Origin of the sequence: Stappia sp. P2PMeth1, assembly GCF_900185735.1 — a bacterium.
Taxonomy (GTDB): Bacteria; Pseudomonadota; Alphaproteobacteria; order Rhizobiales; family Stappiaceae; genus Stappia.
Window position 1 is genome coordinate 331,843 of record NZ_FYAW01000009.1, and the last position, 18,571, is coordinate 350,413.

The following is an 18,571-nucleotide window of genomic DNA, read 5'->3' on the forward strand; positions in this document are numbered from 1 at the left end:
TCGGGTCGCGGAAGAGGGGCAGGGCATGAAGACACAGGCGGGAGCGCTGCTCTCCTCCATCCGCATCGACCGCTCGGCCGGGCGCGGGATCAGCGTCCAGCTCTACATGGCGCTGCGCGACATCATCCTCACCGGCGGGGTCAAGGCGGGGGAGCGGCTGCCGGCGAGCCGGACGCTGGCCGCCGAACTCGACCTGTCGCGCACCACGGTGAGCAATGCCATCGACCGGCTGATCGCCGAGGGCCTGCTGGAGGCGCGGGTGGGGGCGGGCACCTATGTGGCGACCGCGCTGCAGGGCCAGCGCGTCGCCCGGCCGGCGGGGAGCGACGAGCGCGGCATCGTCGCGCAGCCGCGCCTGTCCCATGCCAGCCGCCATGCCACCCGGCATTTCGCCCCGCGCGGCCGCCTGCCGCATCGCATGCTGCCCTTCGTCACGGCGCTGCCGGCGCTTGACGCCTTCCCGATGGCGCATTGGGCGCGGCTGTCGGCCCGCCACTGGCGCGCCGAGCGGCAGGAGGTGATGGGCTATGGCGACCCGTTCGGCCTGCCGCGGCTGCGCGCGGCGATCGCCACCCATCTCAACGCGCTGCGCGGCATCAAATGCGATCCGGAGCAGATCTTCGTGGTCGGCGGCGCGCAGCAGGCCTTCTCGCTGATCAGCAGCCTGCTGCTCAATCCGGGCGACCGGGTGTGGTTCGAGAATCCCGGCGCCATCGGCGCGCGCAACGCCCTCGTTGCCAACGGCGCGGATCTGGTGCCGGTCGCCGTCGACGACCAGGGGCTGGTGGTCGCCGACGGGCTCGACCGCGCCCCGCATTTCCGCCTCGCCTTCGTCACCCCCTCGCACCAGCAGCCGCTCGGCCATGTGATGAGCCTTGCCCGCCGGCTGGAGCTGCTGCAGGCGGCGGAGGACAGCGACGCGCTGATCGTCGAGGACGATTACGACGGCGAGTTCACCTATTCCAATCCGCCGCAGCCGCCGCTCAAGAGCATCGACACCCAGGAGCGGGTGATCTATGTCGGCACCTTCTCCAAGTCGCTGTTTCCCTCGCTGCGCGTCGGCTTCATCCTGTCGCCGAAGGGGCTGGTCGAGACCTTCTCGCAGATGAGCGTCTCCTGGCTCAGCGGCGTGCCGACGGCGCCGCAGGCGATCATCGCCGACTTCATGGAGGAGGGGCTGTTCGCCACGCATATCCGGGCGATGCGGCAGGTCTACGAGGAGCGGCACACGGCGCTGGTCACAGCCTTCGCGCCGTTTGCCGGCCGGCTCGACGTGCAGCCGACCTCCGGCGGCTTCCACACCATCGGCCTGCTGCCGCCGGGCGCCAGCGAGGAGCGGGCGGTGGCCTTCGCGGGCGCGCGCGGCGTCGTCATGGCGCCGATCGGCCGCTATTGCCTGACGCCGATCGCCGCGCGCGGGGTGGTGCTCGGCTTCGGCAGCGCCACGCCGCTGGAGATCCGCCGCGCGGTCGAGGCGCTGTCGGGGTTTCCGGGCGCCGGATGAGGCGGAGGCGGGTCGGTAAATTGGACCTCTCCAAAACTCGATAATGGATATATGACACAGGCCAATACCTCTCTAAGCTTTTTGCCGGTGGCCGAAAAACAGAGGCGGCCTCCGCACCACGCGGTTTCAACGGGAGGTCCTGGACATGCGTTTGAAAGCAACACTGGCGGGGGCGCTGGTCGCCACCCTCGTCTCGGGGGCGGCCAGCGCCGAGACGCTGCGCCTGCTGACCTGGGGGTCCTACGCGCCGGAAGAGGTGATCCGGCTGTTCGAGGAGAAGTATCCGGACATCAAGGTCGAGGTGACCTTCTCCAACAATGAGGAGATGATCGCCAAGCTGCGGGCGACCGGCGGCGCCGGCTTCGATCTCGCCCAGCCGAGCCATGACCGCATCTATGCGGTGCAGATGGAATACGACATCTACAAGCCGCTTGATCTGTCGAAGATCGACACGTCGAACATGGAGCCGAAGCTGCTCGACGGCGTCAAGGCCAACACCACCATCGACGGCAATGTCTATGCGGTGCCGCATCAGTGGGGCACTTCGGGCCTGATGGTCGACAAGACCAAGGCGCCGGACCTGAAGAGCTGGGCCGACCTGTGCGACCCGCAATACAAGGGCCGGACCTCGATGCGGCTGCGCCGCACGATCCTGCTCGGCACCGCCTTCGCCATGGGCGAGGACCCGTTCGCGACCTATGCGGATCTCGGCAAGTACCAGGAACTGCTCGACAAGGTCGCCGACAAGCTGATCACCTGCAAGGACAACATCAAGGCCTATTGGAAGGGCGGCGACGACCTCTCGGCGATGATGCTGTCGGGCGAGATCGTCGCCTCGGAGACCTGGGACTCGACCGCCTTCAAGCTCTACAGCGAGAACCAGAACATCGTCTTCGTGCCGCCGGAGACCGGCGCGCTCGCCTGGATCGACACGTTCGCGATCCCGCGCAAGGGCGCGGCGGACGAGGCCGCCTACAAGTGGATCAACTTCGTGCTGCAGCCGGAGATCGTGACGATGATGTCGGCCAGCACCGGCGCGCTCGCCTCGATCAAGGGGGCGCAGGAGCTGCTGCCGGCGGACAAGCAGGCGGCGGTGAAGGCGGCGTTCACGCCGGCCGACATCGACAACCTCAAGTTCTTCGCCAACATTCCTCCCGGCGTCGAGGACATGGAAGGCAAGACCCTGGAGAAGATCCAGGCGGCGACGTCCAACTGACGGGGCGCCCTCCGGCTTGAGGGACCCGGCCGACGACCGCGATCCGGCGCGCCCGCCGCGCCGGATCCTGCCGGGCCGCGCCGAAACGCCTTGCCGGGCCGGTCCCGCCGATCCACCCTGCCGATGATCCGTGGTGCCGCCCCCATGCGGGTGGCCCGCCCGAGCCCCCGCGAGCGAGCCCCGCGCAATGACAGCCATTCATGATCTCGCCGTCAACGACCCTGCCACCAACGATTTGGAATGTCTCGGCGTCTCCAAGTCCTACGGCTCGGTGCGCGCGGTGCGCGACGTCAGCTTCGAGATCCCCTCGGGCTGCTTCTTCTCGATCCTCGGGCCGTCGGGCTGCGGCAAGACGACGTTGATGCGCATGATCGCCGGCTTCGAGGAACCGTCCGCCGGCGACATCCGCATCAAGGGCAAGTCGGTGCTGAAGACGCCGCCGAACCGGCGCAACGTCAAGATGGTGTTCCAGCACCTGGCGCTGTTCCCGATGATGAATGTCTATGAGAACATCGCCTATGGCCTGCGCTGCCAGCGGGTGGGTAAGGCCGAGATCGACCGCAAGGTCAAGGACGTGCTCCAGCGCATCGCCCTGCCGGACGTGGCGAACCGCGAGATCCACCAGCTTTCCGGCGGCCAGAAGCAGCGCATCGCCATCGCCCGCTGCATGGTGCTCGACCCGGACGTGCTGCTGCTCGACGAGCCGCTCGGCGCGCTCGATCTGAAGCTGCGCGAGGCGATGAAGATCGAGCTGAAGCTGCTGCAGCACCAGTTCAACACCACCTTCATCTACATCACCCACGACCAGTCCGAGGCGCTGGTGATGTCGGACTATGTGGCGATCATGAACAATGGCCGCTTCGACCAGATCGGCACGCCGCAGGCGCTTTACCACAACCCCGACACCGCCTTCGTCGCCGGCTTCGTCGGCGACAGCAACCGCTGGTCCGCCCGCGTGCTGTCGCGCTCCGGCGACGAGGTCAAGGTGGAGACCGGCGACGGGCTGGTGCTGGTCGGCACGGTGGCGGGCCGCGCGCCTCTCGCCGACCATGGCCGGGTGGAGCTTTTCGTGCGGCCCGAATTCGTCCATGCCGAGCGGCTGGCGCAGGCGGGATCGGCCGCGCCGGAGGGCGGCGACAATGTGCTTGAGGGCGCGGTCGACAGCCTGCTGTTCAACGGCGCCAACAGCCGGGTGCTGGTGCGCGGGCCGCGGGACTGCCTGATCGAGGCGGACGTGACCTTGACCGGCGGGGCCGGGGACCTGCGCCCCGGCGAGGCGGTGCGGCTCACCTGGCCGCGCGCCCAGACCCGCTGCTTTGCCGCGGAAGTCGCGGCCGGGGCCTCGGCATGAGCAGCGGCCGCGACATCCGGCGCCTGTCGCTGATCCTGCTGTTCGCGCCCTTCACCCTGTGGATCGTGCTGCTGATCGCGCTGCCGCATCTGGGCATGATCGTCATGTCGCTGCGCGAGAAGGTGGCGCCGCGCGTCTACGAATACGGGCTTGGCAACTACATCGCCTTCGCCCAGGAGCCGATCTACTGGAACACGTTGATGCGCACCGGCTCGATGTCGCTGCTGGTCACCGTGCTGGCGCTGCTGATCGGCTTTCCGGTCGCCTATTACATCGCCAAGATCGCCGGCCACCGCACCCGCGGCGCGCTGTTCCTGATCATCCTCATTCCGCTGTGGGTCAGCGACCTGATCCGCGCCTTCGGCTGGATCCTGCTGCTGCGCGAGACCGGCGTCGTCTCGACGCTGCTGCAATGGAGCGGGCTGGCCGGCGGGCCGGTGGAGTTCCTCTACACCGACGCCACCGTGGTGATGGGCCTCGTCTATACGGTGATCCTGTTCATGATCGTGCCGCTGGTCTCCACCCTCGACGGCATGGACAACGCGATGATCGAGGCCGGCTACAATCTCGGCGGCAGCGGCTTCACCGTGCTGCGGCGGATCATCATCCCTTACGCGATGCCGGGCATCGTCTCGGGCTGCATCGTCACCTTCATGCTGACGGCCGGCAGCTACCTGACGCCGATCCTCTTGGGCGGCAAGAATTCGAGCTGGTTCACCGAGCAGATCTACGACCAGTTCATCACCCGCTACAACTGGGAGTCGGGCGCCGCCTTCGGCTTCCTGCTGCTCGCCTTCACCTCGCTTGTCGTGTGGATCGGGTTGAAGCTCTCCGGCCAGACCCTGGCCAGCACCGTGGCGCGGAGCTGAGACGATGATCGACACCTCCCGCTCCGGCCTGTTCCTGATCGGCTACCGGCTGTATCTTGCGGCCTTCTTCGTCTTCCTCGCCGCGCCGCTGGTCGCCGCCGGCACCTTCGCCTTCAACGATTCCCTGTTTCCCGCGCTCCCCTGGCAGGGCTTCACGCTGGACTGGTTCTTCTCCGACAGCGAGCCGAAGCTCGGCATGTTCCACGACCGCCGGCTGCTGCGCGGGCTCTACTATTCCTTCGTCATCGCCTCGTTCGTGTCGCTGCTGTCGGTCTTCGTCGGCACCTGCAACGCCTTCCTGTTCGTGCGCGGCAACTTCCGGGGCAAGAACGCGCTCTATATCGTCATGGTGCTGCCGCTGGTCATTCCCGGCGTCATCCTCGGCATCTCGATCCTGGTTCTGGCGAGCACGGTCGCCAATTCCATCGAGCGGTCGACCGGCATCGAGCTCTCCATCCTGCGGCCGGGCATCGCCCTTGTCGTGCTCGGCCAGTTCTCCTTCATCACCACGATCACCTCGCTGGTGATCATCGCGCGGCTGCGCAAGTTCGACATCGCCATGGAGGAGGCGGCGCTCAATCTCGGCGCCAGCCGGGCGCGGGTGCTGGCGACGGTGACGCTGCCCTTCCTGCGCCCGGCGATGATCGCCGCCGGCATCGTCGCCTTCCTCGTCTCCTTCGAGAATTTCAACACCACCCTGTTCCTCGTCGGCTCCGAAGCGCCGCTGACGGTCACCATGTATGACCGCATGGTGAAGGTCGGCTCGACGCCGGTGCTGAACGCGGTCTCCTTCGTCCTGATGCTCGGGTCCGGGCTGCTGGCGCTGGTTTCCATCGCCGTGCAAAGGGACAAGTCCACCACCTGAAGGCGGGTCCTGCCGTCATGTCCGACGTCGATTTCATCATCGTGGGTGCCGGCTCGGCCGGCTGCGTGCTGGCCGACCGGCTGAGCGCCGGCGGGCGCCACAGCGTCCTGCTGCTGGAGGCCGGCGGCAGCGACCTCAACTTCTGGATCTGGGTGCCGATCGGCTACGGCAAGGCCTTCTACGACCGGCGCATCAACTGGATGTACATGACCGAGCCGGACCCCGGCCTCGGCGGGCGGCCGTCCTACTGGCCGCGCGGCAAGGTGCTCGGCGGCTCCTCGTCGATCAACGCCATGGTCTATATCCGCGGTCAGCACCAGGACTTCGAGGACTGGAAGGCGATGGGCAATCCCGGCTGGGGCTGGGACGACGTGCTGCCCTATTTCCGCAAGGCGGAGACCAACGATGCCGGTGCCGATGCCTGGCGCGGCGGCGAGGGGCCGCTGCATGTCGCGACCATGGCGCGCGACCTGCATCCGCTCTGCCAGACCTATCTCGCCGCCGGCGAGCAGGCGGGCCTTGCGCGCAATCCGGATTTCAACGGCGCCGACCAGGAGGGCGTCGGGCTCTACCAGAACACGGCGAAGGGCGGCTTTCGCATGTCGGCGGCCCGCGCCTATCTGCACCCGGCGCGCGGGCGGGCGAACCTGCGCGTCGAGACCCGTGCCCATGCAACGCGCATCCTGTTCGAGGGGCGGCGGGCGGTCGGCGTCGAATACAGGCGCAAGGGCCGGCTCCATGTGGCGCGGGCCGGGCGCGAGGTGATCCTCGCCGCCGGGGCGGTCAACTCGCCGCATCTGCTGCAGCTCTCCGGCGTCGGGCCGGGCGCGCTGCTGGCGGAACGGGGCGTCGCCGTGCTGCACGACCTCCCCGGTGTCGGCCGCCACCTGCAGGACCATCTCGGCCTCGACTATCTTTACCGCTCGAAGGTGCCGACGCTGAACCAGCAGCTCGGCCCGCTTCACGGCAAGCTGTGGCACGGCTTGCGCTACGTGCTGGCGCGGCGCGGGCCGCTGTCGCTCGGCGTCAACCAGGGCGGCGGCTTCTTCCGCACCCGGCCGGAGCTTGCCCGGCCGAACATGCAGCTCTTCTTCTCGCCGGTCAGCTACACCAAGGCGCCGCCCGGAAAGCGCCCGCTGATGAGCCCGGACCCGTTCCCCGGCTTCCTGCTCGGCATCCAGCCGACGCGCCCGACCAGCCGCGGCCATCTGGAACTCCGCTCGGCCGACCCCTTCGCGCCGCCGGCGATCCACCCCAACTATCTTTCGACCAATCACGACTTGCAGGAAATGCTGGAGGGGGCGCGGTTCCTGCGCGAGATGGCGGCAACGCCCGCCTTCGCCTCGGTGATCGAGGCGGAGATCCGCCCCGGTCCGCAGGTGCAATCGGAGGAGGATCTCATCGCCGATATCCGCGCCCGCTCCGGCACGGTGTTCCATCCGGTGAGCACCTGCCGCATGGGGCCGGACCCGTCGGTCGACGTGGTCGACGCGCGCCTGCGCGTCCACGGCCTTGCCGGGTTGCGGGTGGTGGACGCCTCGATCTTTCCGACGGTGACCTCCGGAAACACCAATGCGCCGGCGATCATGGTCGGCGAAAAGGGAGCGGACATGATCCTGCAGGATCACGCGGGGGCCGGCGCATGAGCGGCCTCTTCACGCCCGACTTCCGCCCTCAGCCCTATTGGTGGGACGCCTCGCCGCTGCCGGCTCCCGACCCGTCGGAGGCGGAACCTTTGCCGGCAAATGTCGATGTCGCGGTGATCGGCGCCGGCTATACCGGGCTGCATGCGGCGGTTGCGACCGCGCGCGCCGGCGCCTCGACCCTGGTGCTCGACGCCGAGGCGGCGGGTTGGGGCTGCAGCACCCGCAATGGCGGGCAGATCTCGACCTCGGTGAAGCCGGACCTTGAGACTCTGACCCGGCGCCATGGCCGCGAGCGGGCCGCCGCGATCCTCAGGGAGGGCCAGGCCTCGCTCGACCATGTCGCCGGTTTCATCGCGCAGGAGGGCATCGACTGCGCCTTCTCGGTCTGCGGCCGCTTCCACGGCGCCCATACCCGGCGGCGCTACGCGGCGATGGTGGAGGCCTGCCGGACACCGCATCCGGTGCTCGACACCGGTGCCTATGCGGTTTCGCCTGAAGACCTGCCGTCAGAGCTCGGCACCCGCGCCTATCACGGCGGCATGGTTCTGCCGCGTCACGCCAGCCTCGATCCGGGGCGCTATCATGCCGGGCTTCTCGGCGTCGCAAGGCGGGCGGGCGCGCGCATCGTCTCGCACTGTGCTGTGGAGAGGCTGGAGCGGGTGAGCGGCGGCTTTCGCCTGATGACGCCGCGCGGCGAGGTGCGGGCGCAGCGCGTGGTGCTGGCGACCAACGGCTATAGCGGGCCGCTCAGCCCCTTTCACCGGCGCCGGGTCATTCCCATCGGCTCCTATGTCATTGCAACGGAAGAGCTGCCGGACGGGCTGATCGACGAGGTGATGCCGACGAGCCGCATCCTCTCCGACAGCCGCAAGCTGGTCTATTACTACCGCCCCTCGCCGGATCGCCGCCGCATCCTGTTCGGCGGCCGGGTGTCGCTGTCGGAGACCGATCCGCGCCGCAGCGCGGTGAAGCTGCATGCCGAACTCGTGCGCCTGTTTCCGCAACTGGCGTCCGTGCGCGTCTCCCATTCCTGGATGGGCTTCGTCGCCTATACGTTCGACGAGCTGATGCATGTGGGCAATGACGAGGGGCTGCATTACGCGATGGGCTATTGCGGCTCGGGCGTCGGCATGGCCGGCTATCTCGGCATGCGGATCGGCCAGCAGGCGGCGGGACTGGCACAAGGCGCGACGGCCTTCGACGGGCTCGCCTTCCAGACCCGGCCGCTCTATTCCGGCGATCCCTGGTTCCTGGCGCCCTCGGTGCTGGTCTACCGGATCCGCGACCGGCTGGGCCTCTAGGGTCCTGACCCTAGCCAGGCGCGGAGGTCCCCGGCGGCATCTCCTCCAGCTCGCGCAGCGGCAGGATGTTGATCAGCACCGTCTCGACAATGAGCAGCGAGGGCACGGCGATGAAGCCGCCGACCGGCCCCCACAGCCAGATCCACAGGGCGATGGCGAGCAGCACCACGAAAGGGTTCAGCGTCATCGTGCGGCCGAGCACGGCGGGCGTGGCGAACTGCGCCTCGATCAGGTTGAGCGTCAGGAAGACCAGCGGCGGGGCGAGGATGCCGGCGGTGGTGTCGGAGGTGGCAAGGCCGACGCCGGTCAGCAGCAGCGCCATCACCGCCGGGCCGATATAGATGACATAGTTGAGCACCCCGGCCAGCAGGCCCCACAGCATCGGCGAGGGCACGCCGATCGCCCACAGGGCGAGCGACACGCTGATGCCGAGGCCGATGTTCACCGCCGTGATCGACAAGAGGTAGCGCGACACCCGCGCCTCGACATCGTTGAAGATGCGGCGGGCGCTCTGGCGCAGCGCCGACGTCGGGCAGAGCCACAGCACGGTCTCGCGAAACTGCTTCCGGGTGGCGATGAAGAAATACATGCTGGCGAGGAACAGGATCACCTGGGCCATGAAGGCGGGGGCGAAATAGACGGCGCTCTCCACCGGCGAGGTGCTGTCGACGTCGACCTTCATGCCGGTGCTCTGGCCGAGCGCTGAGCGCAGCTCTTCCTGCATGCCGCCGAAGGAGGCGACCAGCCCCTTCCAGGTGGTGAGCTGCGACTGCAGCCTGGCCCAGATGTCGGGCAGCTTGTCCATCCAGTCGGACAGCGGCACGGCGAAGGCGGTTCCGGTCATGGCGATCAGCGACAGGAACAGGGCGACGACGCCGAGCGCCGAGATCCAGGTGGGGATGCCGAACCGCTCGATCCGGTCGGAGAGCGGGCCGAACATCAGCCCGATCACCACGGCGAGGAAGACCGGCGCCAGGATCATCCGGGCATATTCCAGCGCGGCGATCAGGGCGAGCAGGCCGATCGCGACCAGCGCCAGGCGCGCGGCGTTCGCAAGCAGCGTTTCCAGGTCCGGTGCCGACAAGGCGCGTTCATCCCGCGTGCCAGGCGTCGGCGCCACGCCGGGCCGGTCCTCGTGCAAGGCCCGGCCTCCGCGCCGCTCGCCGGCAACGGACCGCTGGGCAGGTAACGCGCGGTGCGGGATCGGGTTCCGTCCGCGCCCTGAGCCTCACCCCCTGAGCCTCACCCATGAGCCTTGCCCGGAACCTTTTTCCGAAACGCGGGTTCACCTCAGGCGAGATCGGCTCGCGGTCTTGCGCAAACACAGGAGAGTTTCATGAACTGGAACCAGATCGAAGGCAATTGGGAGCAATTCAAGGGCAAGGTGCAGGCGCGCTGGGGACAGCTCACCGGCGACGACCTCGACGTCATTGCCGGCAACCAGAAGCAGCTCGTCGGCAAGATCCAGGAACGCTACGGTGTGGCCGAGGAACATGCCCGGCGCGAAGTCGACGACTGGCTGGAGCGGCCGTAACACCCCCGGCAAGACCCCGGCCTCGCGGGCAGCCGCCCGCACGGAAAACCCCGCGCCGCAGGCAGGCGGCGCGGGGCGGGGGGAGGGCGACAGGCCCAATCAGGCGGCAGCCTCGACCGTCTGATCGAAGAACAGCGCCTGGCTGATCAGGGCGCGGACCATGTCGGGGTTGAACGGCTTGGTGATCAGGAAGGCCGGCTCGGGCCGCTCGCCGGTCAGCAGCCGCTCGGGGAAGGCGGTGATGAAGATCGCCGGCATCGGCTCGCTCTTGAGGATGTCGTTGACCGCATCGATGCCGGAGCTGCCGTCGGCGAGCTGGATATCGGCGAGGATCATCCGCGGCCTTGTCCGCGCGAACAGCTCGACCGCCTCCTTGTGGGTGCGGGCGACGCCGCTGACCCGGTGGCCGAGTTCCGTCACGATATGCTCGATATCCATGGCGATCAGCGGCTCGTCCTCGATGATCAGGATGTCGGTGGCGATCTGGCGGGAGATGTTGCGCGCCGCCTCCGCCAGCAGCAGGTCGACATCCTCGACGGCGACGTCGAGGATCTGCGCCGTCTCCTCGGGCGTGAAGCCCTCGACGGAGGTGAGCAGGAAGGCCTGGCGCTCCGACGAGGGGAGCGCGGCAAGGTTGGCGCTGGCCCGCCGCTCCCAGGCGAAGGGCGAGTCGCTCGGCGGCAGGTCCATCCGGACGGAGCCGAAGACCGCGGCGAAGACCTTGTACAGGGACACGCGATCGCTGCTGGTCTGCGGGAAGGAGGAGACATCCGCGATCAGCGTCTCCAGAGTGGCGGCGACATAGGCATCGCCCGATTGCTGCGATCCCGTCACCGCTCTTGCGTATCGACGCAAGTAGGGGAGATGGGACGCAATGCGGGTGGAAAGTGGCATGTGGAACTCCCTGTCTGCCCGTCCGGACATTCAACAGCAAGGCTAACGCAATCGGCGGGAGAAAGTTCCCTGCCGCGTCCCTTTTTTTGGCTTCGCCGCTTGGCCTATACTGGCGGCGGGGCTTGGAACCGGATGGGCGCGATGACGGAAGCGAAGAAAACGGGCGCGGGGCGCATCCCGGCGGGCATGCCGGGACAGGCGGCGGCAAGCCACGACCCGATCATGCAGCGGCTACGGGACTTCTACGATTCCGTCCAGGACGAGGGCACGCCCGACCGCTTTCTCGATCTGCTCGACCGGCTCGACGAGGCGGAGAGGAAGGCCTCGGAGAGCCCGGAGCGATGAAGCCTGGCGCCGCAAAGCCCGAAGCAAAGCCGGGCGCGCCGGCGTCTCCTGCCGCGCCCGATGCCGCTTCCGGTTCCGACTTCCGGCGCGAGATGCTGGCGCAACTGCCGGGCCTGCGCGCCTTCGCCGTGTCGCTGTGCGGGCGGAGCGATGTCGCCGACGATCTCGTCCAGGACGCGGTGCTGGGGGCCTGGGCCGGCCGGCACGGCTTCGCGCCGGGCACCAACATGCGCGCCTGGCTGTTCCGCATCCTGCGCAACGGCTTCTACAGCCGGCTGCGCAAGGCCTCGCGCGAGGTCGCGGGCAGCGGCGAGCGGCTGGCCTCGCGGCTGGCGGTGGCGCCGCCGCAGCACGCCTCGCTCGCCATGCATGAGATGCGCCGCGCGCTCGACGCGCTGCCGGGCGACCAGCGCGAGGCGATCATTCTCGTCGGCGCCTCGGGCTTCTCCTACGAGGAGGCGGCGGAGATCTGCGGCTGCGCCACCGGCACGCTGAAGAGCCGCGTCCACCGCGCCAGGGCGCGGCTGCGCGAGGTGATGGCACTGACCGAGGACGAGGGAGCGGAGACGTTCGGCTCCGCCCTTTAGCCGCCCTCCCTTTGGCCGCCCGCCCGCCAGTCGCAGGCGCCCGTCAGTCGGGGCCGGACCCCTCTGCCGCGCGTCTTGCGGCGAGCAGCAGCGCCAGACCGCCGAGCGCCGCCAGCGCCAGCCCCTTGCGCGAGCCGAGGAGGGGCAGGGCGGCGGCGAGCGCCGCCGTCGTCGCCAGCGTCCGGTGGCCGTCGTCGTGTCGCTGCCGCCGCCGCTCCCGCGCATTGACGAGGGCGAGCCAACTGAGCGCCAGCGCGGCCAGCAGCAGTTGCGACAGGCCGACCGCAAGCGCTGCTGCCGCCGGCGTCATCACAGTGGCAAGCGCCAGGCCGGCGGCGATCAGCCCCGCCGCATAGGCGGCAAGGGCGAAGAGGCCGGCCAGCGCCCAGACCAGTGCCGAGCGGCGAAGCCGGCGCAGCGCCGCGCCGAGGTCGCGCGTCAGCAGCGAGGCGAGGAGCGGGGCAAGGCGCAGCATCACGCTCAGCGCCGCGACAGCAGGGCGACCAGAAAGCCGATGCCGGCGGCAATCCCCAGCGATTGCAGCGGCTTGCGGCGGACATGCGTGGCCAGCGAGTGCTCCAGCCGGTTCAACTCCTCGGTCAGGCTGTCGAGCGTCTGCTGCGAGGCATCGGCCAGATCCTTGCCGGCCTTGCTGGCGCGCTCGCTGTATTCGCTGGTCTTCTCGGAGCCGTAGCGGGAGATCGACTGGGCGAGGGCCGAAATGTCGCTGCGCAGGCGCTCGATATTGTCCTGGATGTTGGCGGCCTCGTCCTGTGCCCGGCCTGCCTTGGCGGCGGCGCTGCCGTTTTCGGTGGTGGCGGTGGTCGGCATCGTGCCTCTCCTTTGCTGAAACCTGAAACCTGAAACCCGATGCCTGGAACCGGCCTCGGGAGCGTCCGGTGGCGGCGGGCGCCGCGACAGGAAAGGAGGCGCCGGCGGCGCCGGCACCTCCCTTTCGCTTCGTCCTCGGTCGAACCGTGGCCGACGCCTTACTGGGCCGGGGCGACGTCGCGGACACCGTCCGTGGCGTCCGCCGAATACTCCGGCAGCGCCTCCAGGGTCTCCTGGGTGTAGTTGGTGTAGATGCGCGGATCGCCGTTCTCGTCCCGGCGGATGTCGACCGAGGAGACCTCGACGGCGACCGGCTTGGCGCCGATGCCGAGGAAGCCGCCGACATCGATCACGATGGCGTCGACCTCACCGGTGCTGGACACCACCACGTCGGAGACGCTGCCGAGATCCTCGTCCTGGTTGCTGTAGACGGTGCTGCCGATCAGCTCGTCGGCGCTGGTGGCGCCGAACTCGGACAGGATGTTGCGGTCGCCCATGGGGGTGGTGGGGGCGGCCGTGGCGTCAGACCCGGTCGCCGGCATGTCCATGCCCGGGCTTGCCGGTGCCGGCGTCATGCCGGTGTCCTCGTTGAGCGGCTGGTCCTGCGCCATGGCACCGGTGGTCATGGTGCCGGCAACCAGGGCAGCGGCGAGGGCGGTGGTGGTCAGAAGCTTGCGGATCATGTCGTTGATCTCCTGATGCTCGGATTGTCCCGCGATCGTCGCCCGCCTGCCGCTTCGATCAGGGCCGCGGGTTCGGATCAGTCACGCCAGATCAACCCCGGCGCGGGGAAAAGGTTCCGGAGCTTTGCCGAAAAACGATCCGGCCCCAGTCGATCCGGCCCAGTCGATCCGGCCCCAATCCGTCGGCCCCAAGAAACCGACCCATGAAACCGACCCATGAAACCGACCCATGAAACCGCCCCATGAGACGGCACGCGCGCGCCGCGCGCGTAAGGCGCGCGTAAGCTAAGGCCGCGCGCGGCGCGCGGGTGAGCAAGGAGGAAACATGCGCACGAGAGAGGGCGGGCGATCGTTGAAAAAAGGCAGATCTTAAAAAAACCCGGGTGCGGCCGAACAAAAATGCTGCTGGTGCGTTCGTATCCCGACACTGAACGATGTATCGCCTGCGGTCATCCTTGTCGTTCCCGGTGAATGACGAAGACCTGCCATCGCCTGCGGTACGATTACCCGGCTTCCGGCGCTTTTCGACGTCCGATCCGGCTGTGACTGAAGGAGATGAAACATGTTTGGATGGGCTCTGACCTTTCTGGTTGTCGCGTTGATCGCGGCGGTGTTCGGGTTCGGCGGCATCGCCGGCACAGCCATGGGCATCGCCCAACTGATCTTCGTGGTCGCGTTGATCCTCTTCGTGATCTCTCTGGTCTATGGCCTGATCAGCGGCCGCCGGCCGCCGCCGGTCTGATCGGCACCGGTCCGACCGGCACCGGATTGCATGCGGGCGGCATGCCTTCTCCTCCCTCGCCTGACCGCCTGCTGCGCCGCGGGGCACGTTCCCCGCGGCGCCTTTTTGTTCGGGTCGATTGCCTCTGGCGCCAGGTGTCAAGCCCGCTGCGCCGAACCCGCTGCGCCGAACCCGTCGCCGGCGGGCCTGTCTTCAGGACGTTGAGTTTTCGGACGAGGCTTGTTGTCAGGGAGGCGCGGCGGCCGCCGCCTCCGGCGGCAGGACGGCCGCCCCCGTTCCCGAGCGCAGCGGGATCTCCAGCCGGGCGGTGGCGCCGTCGATCTCGCAGGTGGCGCCGAGCTGGTGGAGATAGGCGCGCACCAGTCGCACGCGCAGCGGGGGGGGCGAGCCGGTGCCGTTGTCGTCGAGCGTGTCGTGGATCTGGCTGGCGCCGGAAATCGTCACGGCCATCCTGTCGGGGGCGCTCAGTTCGACGGCGATCGTTTCGCCGGGCAGCAGCGAATCGAAGCGGGGCGGCAGCAGTTCGGCCAGGATGAAGGCCAGCGGAATCGCCCGGTCGAGGTCGATCAGCGCGCCGTCCGTGCCCGGTCCGGCGCGGATGCGGACCCGCCCCTGCGGCAGCATTGCCGGGCCTCGCAGCGCTTCCACCACCTCGCGGACCAGGGCTTCCATTTCCACGTCGGTTCCCTCGCTCGAGGCATAGGAGACCCGGTAGGCGGCGGAGATGGCGAGGATCCGCTCGAGCGTCACCCGCAGCGCCGCCTTCTCGCGCGGGCCGGTGGCGTCGCGCTGCTGCATGCTGACCAGGCTGATGATCATCTGCAGGGTGTTCTTGATGCGGTGGTGCAGTTCCAGGCTCAGCCGCCGCTGTTCGGCGAGCGCCGCCTCGGTGTCGTGGGTGCGCCGGTCGATCCGGTCGGCCATCATGTCGAAGGTGACGCCCAAAAGGTCGATCTCCGGCGGCGCGGCGGAGAGCATGCCGACGCGGGCATGGGTGTCGCCGGTGCCGTATCGGCGGAATGTCGCATAGATGTGGCTGAGATAGCGCAGCAGGAAACGCTGGATACCGTAGCGCAGCACGATGAAGACCACCGCCAGCAGCACCAGCGGCGGCAGCAGGGCGCGCAGCACGGTGAGCCACAGCGCCAGCCGCTGCTCCGGCGACCGGCTGGCGGTGACGACGCGGTAGGTGGTGCCGGGCAGGGGGGTCGAGCCGATATACCAGCCCCGATCGGTTTCGACGAAGGTCTCGCCGCCTGCCGGCGTCTCGCCGGCGGCCTGCAGGAAATCCGCCGCGTCCTGTTCCTGATAGGTATGGGAGGCGAGCACGGTGCCCGTGCCGTCGACCAGGGCGAAGCCGATATTGGTCGCGGCGGTCGCGGTGATCGGGGCCGTCAGCAGGGTCTGCGGGCGCAAGCCGATGTCGATGCGGGTGCGGCTGGCCTCGTTCTGGCGCGAGATGGTGATCACCCTCGCCTCGGGCTCTTGCTCGGCGGCCGGACCCGCCAGATGGTCGACGATCTGGCCGTCCCCGGCGAGGCCGACGGCGCAGACCGGCGCGCCGGCGCGGAAGATGGCAAGCTCCGTCGCCTCGATCAGATCCTCGCGCATGGCGGAGAACACGCGACGGCACTCTCCCAGGACCTGCAGGTCCTGGGAGGTCAGCGCGCTGGCATAGCCTTCCGCACGGGCGATCACCTTGGCGCTGGACTGGCCGATCAGCCGGGCATAGTCGAGAAAGCGCCGGTGTTCCTCCGCCGAGCGCCGCTGCAGGTCGGAATAGGATAGCAGGAAGGCGAGGGCGGCGAGCGGGATCAGCGCCGCCGCGATATGGGCGAACAGGCGGCGGTCGAGCCGGGTGCTGTTGGGGGGCAGTTTACTCCATGGCACTGATCTTCACCGCCGAACCCGGAGAGGTGGCAAGGACGGCCGCGACGGCGCGGTCGGGTCCGAAATCGCTGGCGGCATCCGCGCCCAGAATGTCGGCGAGCCGGCTTCTCGCCCGGTTGACCCGACTTTTTACCGTGCCGATGGCGCAGCCGCAAATCTCCGCCGCCTCCTCGTAGGAGAAGCCGGAGGCGCCGATCAGGATCAGCGCCTCGCGCTGGTCGTCGGGCAGTTGGTCGAGGGCGCGGCAGAAGTCGTCCAGATCGAGATAGCCGGTCTGGTTCGGCTGGGAGGCCAGCATCGCGGAGTAGCGGCCGTCGACGTCCTGCACCTCGCGCTTGCGCTTGCGATGCGTCGAGTAGAGCGTGTTGCGCAGGATGGTGAACAGCCAGGCCTTCATGTTGGTGCCCGGCTCGAAGCGGCCGAGATTGGCCCAGGCCTTCACCAGGGCTTCCTGGACCAGATCGTCGGCGCGGTCGCCCATGCCCACCAGCGATGCCGCGAAGGCGCGCAGGCTGGGGATGCAGGCCACCATCTCGTCGCGAAGCTCGGCTTTCGTCTCGCTCATTCTCCGCGCTCCCCTTCGGTCGCGGACGGCTCTTCGTCCGCAAGTCGCCGCAGCAGGTCCTGGAACCGGTCGGGCAGGGGCTGGGTGAGGATCTGGTTGTAATAGGTCTGCAACTGGTTGGTGATGCGCGTGTGCACGTCGCCATCGCTGGGGCGCGGTGGCTCTTTTGGCAGGGCCTTCTCGCTGAAGTTGAGCATGCGGGGATATTCCTTCTTCGGCTTCGGGCAGGTAAACGCACGAGCGAGATCTTGGTTCCATCCACCCTCGGAAAATTCCGCAAGGGTAGAATCCAGACAGGAACCGGACGCAGGCCTCACGCCGCCCTTGGCCGCGAGGGGCCCGCCAGCAGCCACAGCAGGAAGCCGAGCACCGGAAGCAGCAGGATCAGCACGACCCAGATCACCTTGGCGCCCGTCGAAGCACCCGAACTGACGATCTTGACGATCGCGTAGACATCCAGAACCAGAATGACGAGGCCGAGCAGGCCTCCCACCTCGATACCCATCTGCGGGCTCCTTTCCGCGCCAAAACCGCGACGCGCCGGCCGGGTGGGGGATCCACCTCGGCCGGACTGGCGGCGTACAGGAGAGGAACGTCGGGCCCGGGCGTTCGGTTCCGGCATGGGTCGGGGAGCGTGCCGGCCTACTGGTATTGCGGCGGAATGTTCTCGCGGAAGATCAGGTCCATCTTCAGCGGCGGGCGCAGGCCGGCCCCCTCGGCCGGCCGGGCGAAGCGGGCCAGCGTCTCGCCGATCACCTGGTCCGGGTCGGAGTTGATCACCGCGTCCATCGTGCCCTCGATCAGGAGGCGGCGGGTGTCGGCGGTCAGGCCGTGGCCGATGAAGACGATCCGCCCGCCCATGCCGTTTTCCGCCAGCGCCCGGCCGATGCCGTCCGATGCGCCGCCGACATTGTAGATGCCGACGAGGTCCGGGTTCTGGTCGATCAAGGAGCGGGCATGGTGGTAGTTCTGGTTGCGGTCGTCATGGCCCTCGCGCATGCCGATGACCCGAAGGCCCGGATAGGCTTCCTCCAAGAGGCCGAGAAAGCCCATCTCGCGCTCCGCATGGGCGCGGTAGGTGCGGCTGCCGGCGACCAGCGCGACGCTGCCCTCGCGGGCGCCGCAGAACCGGCCGAGCAGCAGCGCCGCCGTGCGGCCGGCCGCCTGGTTGTCGAGCCCGACATAGGCCTCGCGCGCCGGGTGCGGCAGGTCGGAGACGATGGTGACGAGCCGGGTACCGGCGGCGCTCACCTCTTCCGCCGCCTCGCGCACCAAGGGGTGGTCGATCGCCATGAAGGCGATGCCGTCGGCCCAGCGGGCATGGTGGCGCAGGGCCGCGGCCAGCGCGCCGGCATCGAAGCTCTCGATGAAGAAGCAACGCAGCGGCGGGGCATCGCGCGTCTGGGTGTCGGCGACGCCGCGCACCTTGTCGCCGAGCAGGCGCAGATAGGGGTTGCTGCCCATCGGCAGCAGGAAGGCGACGTTGGGCGGGCGCTGGCCGCCCAGCTTCTCGCGCTCCTCCGCGCTCATGTAGCCGATCTCCACCGCCGCCGCGAGCACGCGGGCGACGGTGCGCTGCTTGACGCCCTTGCGCCGGTTCAGCACCCGGTCGACGGTTGCCAGCGACACCCCGGCCGCTGCGGCCAGGTCTGCCATGGAGGGGATCTGGGAGGGGAGCTGGATCTCTCCTGATGACACCTCAAAAAACCTCAATAATTGATGTTTGACGTGATGCTCATGGCTTCGTA

Annotated in this window: 21 protein-coding genes; 11 read left to right on the forward strand and 10 right to left on the reverse strand. The window is 68.7% G+C overall.

The genetic code is table 11. The annotated features are described in order from the left end of the window. Window positions 1-25: 25 nt before the first annotated feature. The 7 genes from P2PM1_RS04565 to P2PM1_RS04595 all read left to right on the forward strand — a co-directional run bounded on the left by P2PM1_RS04565 (window position 26) and on the right by P2PM1_RS04595 (window position 8,752). Window positions 26-1,504, forward strand: a complete 1,479-nt coding sequence (locus P2PM1_RS04565) for a PLP-dependent aminotransferase family protein (protein WP_186398282.1) — start codon at window positions 26-28, stop codon at window positions 1,502-1,504. A 145-nt stretch (window positions 1,505-1,649) separates the two neighbouring features. Continuing rightward, window positions 1,650-2,720, forward strand: coding sequence for an extracellular solute-binding protein (locus tag P2PM1_RS04570; RefSeq protein ID WP_186398283.1), 1,071 nt, complete (start codon window positions 1,650-1,652; stop codon window positions 2,718-2,720). Window positions 2,721-2,907: 187 nt separating this feature from the next. Further along, window positions 2,908-4,071 (forward strand): ABC transporter ATP-binding protein, encoded by a 1,164-nt coding sequence (locus P2PM1_RS04575; RefSeq protein ID WP_186398284.1) that lies wholly within the window; start codon window positions 2,908-2,910, stop codon window positions 4,069-4,071. Further along, window positions 4,068-4,940 (forward strand): ABC transporter permease, encoded by an 873-nt coding sequence (locus P2PM1_RS04580; protein ID WP_186396730.1) that lies wholly within the window; start codon window positions 4,068-4,070, stop codon window positions 4,938-4,940. Before P2PM1_RS04575 ends, P2PM1_RS04580 begins: the two co-directional genes overlap by 4 nt. A 4-nt stretch (window positions 4,941-4,944) precedes the next feature. Further along, complete coding sequence (locus P2PM1_RS04585) at window positions 4,945-5,805, forward strand: ABC transporter permease (RefSeq protein ID WP_186396731.1); 861 nt, start codon at window positions 4,945-4,947, stop codon at window positions 5,803-5,805. Window positions 5,806-5,822: 17 nt separating this feature from the next. Beyond that, the gene (locus P2PM1_RS04590) at window positions 5,823-7,451 is read left to right on the forward strand and encodes a GMC family oxidoreductase (protein ID WP_186398285.1); all 1,629 of its coding nucleotides are present in this window, start codon (window positions 5,823-5,825) and stop codon (window positions 7,449-7,451) included. Further along, a complete protein-coding gene (locus P2PM1_RS04595) occupies window positions 7,448-8,752 on the forward strand; it encodes an FAD-binding oxidoreductase (protein ID WP_186398286.1) in 1,305 nt (434 codons plus the stop codon). The genes P2PM1_RS04590 and P2PM1_RS04595 overlap by 4 nt, the downstream gene beginning before the upstream one ends. A 10-nt stretch (window positions 8,753-8,762) precedes the next feature. Here P2PM1_RS04595 and P2PM1_RS04600 read toward each other — a convergent pair whose 3' ends face one another. Continuing rightward, complete coding sequence (locus P2PM1_RS04600; RefSeq protein ID WP_208985176.1) at window positions 8,763-9,836, reverse strand: AI-2E family transporter; 1,074 nt, start codon at window positions 9,834-9,836, stop codon at window positions 8,763-8,765. 252 nt (window positions 9,837-10,088) lie between these two features. Here P2PM1_RS04600 and P2PM1_RS04605 point away from each other — a divergent pair, with 252 nt between their 5' ends. Continuing rightward, window positions 10,089-10,286 carry a CsbD family protein gene (locus tag P2PM1_RS04605; protein ID WP_186388159.1) on the forward strand — a complete coding sequence of 66 codons (198 nt, stop codon included), beginning with the start codon at window positions 10,089-10,091 and terminating at the stop codon, window positions 10,284-10,286. Between the two features lie 99 nt (window positions 10,287-10,385). On the opposite strand, the gene P2PM1_RS04610 is transcribed toward P2PM1_RS04605, so the two are convergent. Next, entirely contained in the window at window positions 10,386-11,180 is a 795-nt protein-coding gene (locus tag P2PM1_RS04610) for a response regulator (RefSeq protein WP_186388158.1), read from the reverse strand. Window positions 11,181-11,321: 141 nt separating this feature from the next. Here P2PM1_RS04610 and P2PM1_RS04615 point away from each other — a divergent pair, with 141 nt between their 5' ends. Then, entirely contained in the window at window positions 11,322-11,525 is a 204-nt protein-coding gene (locus P2PM1_RS04615) for a NepR family anti-sigma factor (RefSeq protein WP_186396735.1), read from the forward strand. After that, window positions 11,522-12,112 (forward strand): sigma-70 family RNA polymerase sigma factor, encoded by a 591-nt coding sequence (locus P2PM1_RS04620; RefSeq protein ID WP_186398287.1) that lies wholly within the window; start codon window positions 11,522-11,524, stop codon window positions 12,110-12,112. Before P2PM1_RS04615 ends, P2PM1_RS04620 begins: the two co-directional genes overlap by 4 nt. Before the next feature lie 43 nt (window positions 12,113-12,155). On the opposite strand, the gene P2PM1_RS04625 is transcribed toward P2PM1_RS04620, so the two are convergent. From P2PM1_RS04625 to P2PM1_RS04635, 3 genes are all read right to left on the reverse strand, one after another. Next, window positions 12,156-12,587, reverse strand: a complete 432-nt coding sequence (locus P2PM1_RS04625; RefSeq protein ID WP_186398288.1) for a hypothetical protein — start codon at window positions 12,585-12,587, stop codon at window positions 12,156-12,158. 5 nt (window positions 12,588-12,592) lie between these two features. Beyond that, window positions 12,593-12,943, reverse strand: coding sequence for a YqjD family protein (locus P2PM1_RS04630; protein WP_186398289.1), 351 nt, complete (start codon window positions 12,941-12,943; stop codon window positions 12,593-12,595). 158 nt (window positions 12,944-13,101) lie between these two features. After that, window positions 13,102-13,626, reverse strand: coding sequence for a PRC-barrel domain-containing protein (locus P2PM1_RS04635; protein ID WP_186396739.1), 525 nt, complete (start codon window positions 13,624-13,626; stop codon window positions 13,102-13,104). Window positions 13,627-14,188: 562 nt separating this feature from the next. On the opposite strand from P2PM1_RS04635, the gene P2PM1_RS04640 reads away from it, so the two are divergent. Continuing rightward, window positions 14,189-14,368 (forward strand): DUF1328 domain-containing protein, encoded by a 180-nt coding sequence (locus P2PM1_RS04640; RefSeq protein ID WP_186388153.1) that lies wholly within the window; start codon window positions 14,189-14,191, stop codon window positions 14,366-14,368. A gap of 225 nt (window positions 14,369-14,593) precedes the next feature. Here the strand turns inward: P2PM1_RS04640 and P2PM1_RS04645 are convergent, their stop codons facing one another. The 5 genes from P2PM1_RS04645 to P2PM1_RS04665 form a co-directional block, all read right to left on the reverse strand. Next, a complete protein-coding gene (locus P2PM1_RS04645; RefSeq protein WP_186398290.1) occupies window positions 14,594-16,258 on the reverse strand; it encodes a sensor histidine kinase in 1,665 nt (554 codons plus the stop codon). Further along, on the reverse strand, window positions 16,245-16,823 hold the full coding sequence (locus tag P2PM1_RS04650) for a sigma-70 family RNA polymerase sigma factor (protein ID WP_186388151.1): 579 nt from the start codon (window positions 16,821-16,823) through the stop codon (window positions 16,245-16,247). Before P2PM1_RS04650 ends, P2PM1_RS04645 begins: the two co-directional genes overlap by 14 nt. Further along, window positions 16,820-17,020, reverse strand: a complete 201-nt coding sequence (locus P2PM1_RS04655) for a NepR family anti-sigma factor (RefSeq protein ID WP_186388150.1) — start codon at window positions 17,018-17,020, stop codon at window positions 16,820-16,822. The genes P2PM1_RS04650 and P2PM1_RS04655 overlap by 4 nt, the downstream gene beginning before the upstream one ends. Before the next feature lie 116 nt (window positions 17,021-17,136). Continuing rightward, window positions 17,137-17,328, reverse strand: coding sequence for a PLDc N-terminal domain-containing protein (locus P2PM1_RS04660; protein ID WP_186398291.1), 192 nt, complete (start codon window positions 17,326-17,328; stop codon window positions 17,137-17,139). Window positions 17,329-17,465: 137 nt separating this feature from the next. Then, window positions 17,466-18,479 (reverse strand): LacI family DNA-binding transcriptional regulator, encoded by a 1,014-nt coding sequence (locus P2PM1_RS04665; protein WP_186398292.1) that lies wholly within the window; start codon window positions 18,477-18,479, stop codon window positions 17,466-17,468. Window positions 18,480-18,571 lie beyond the last annotated feature (92 nt).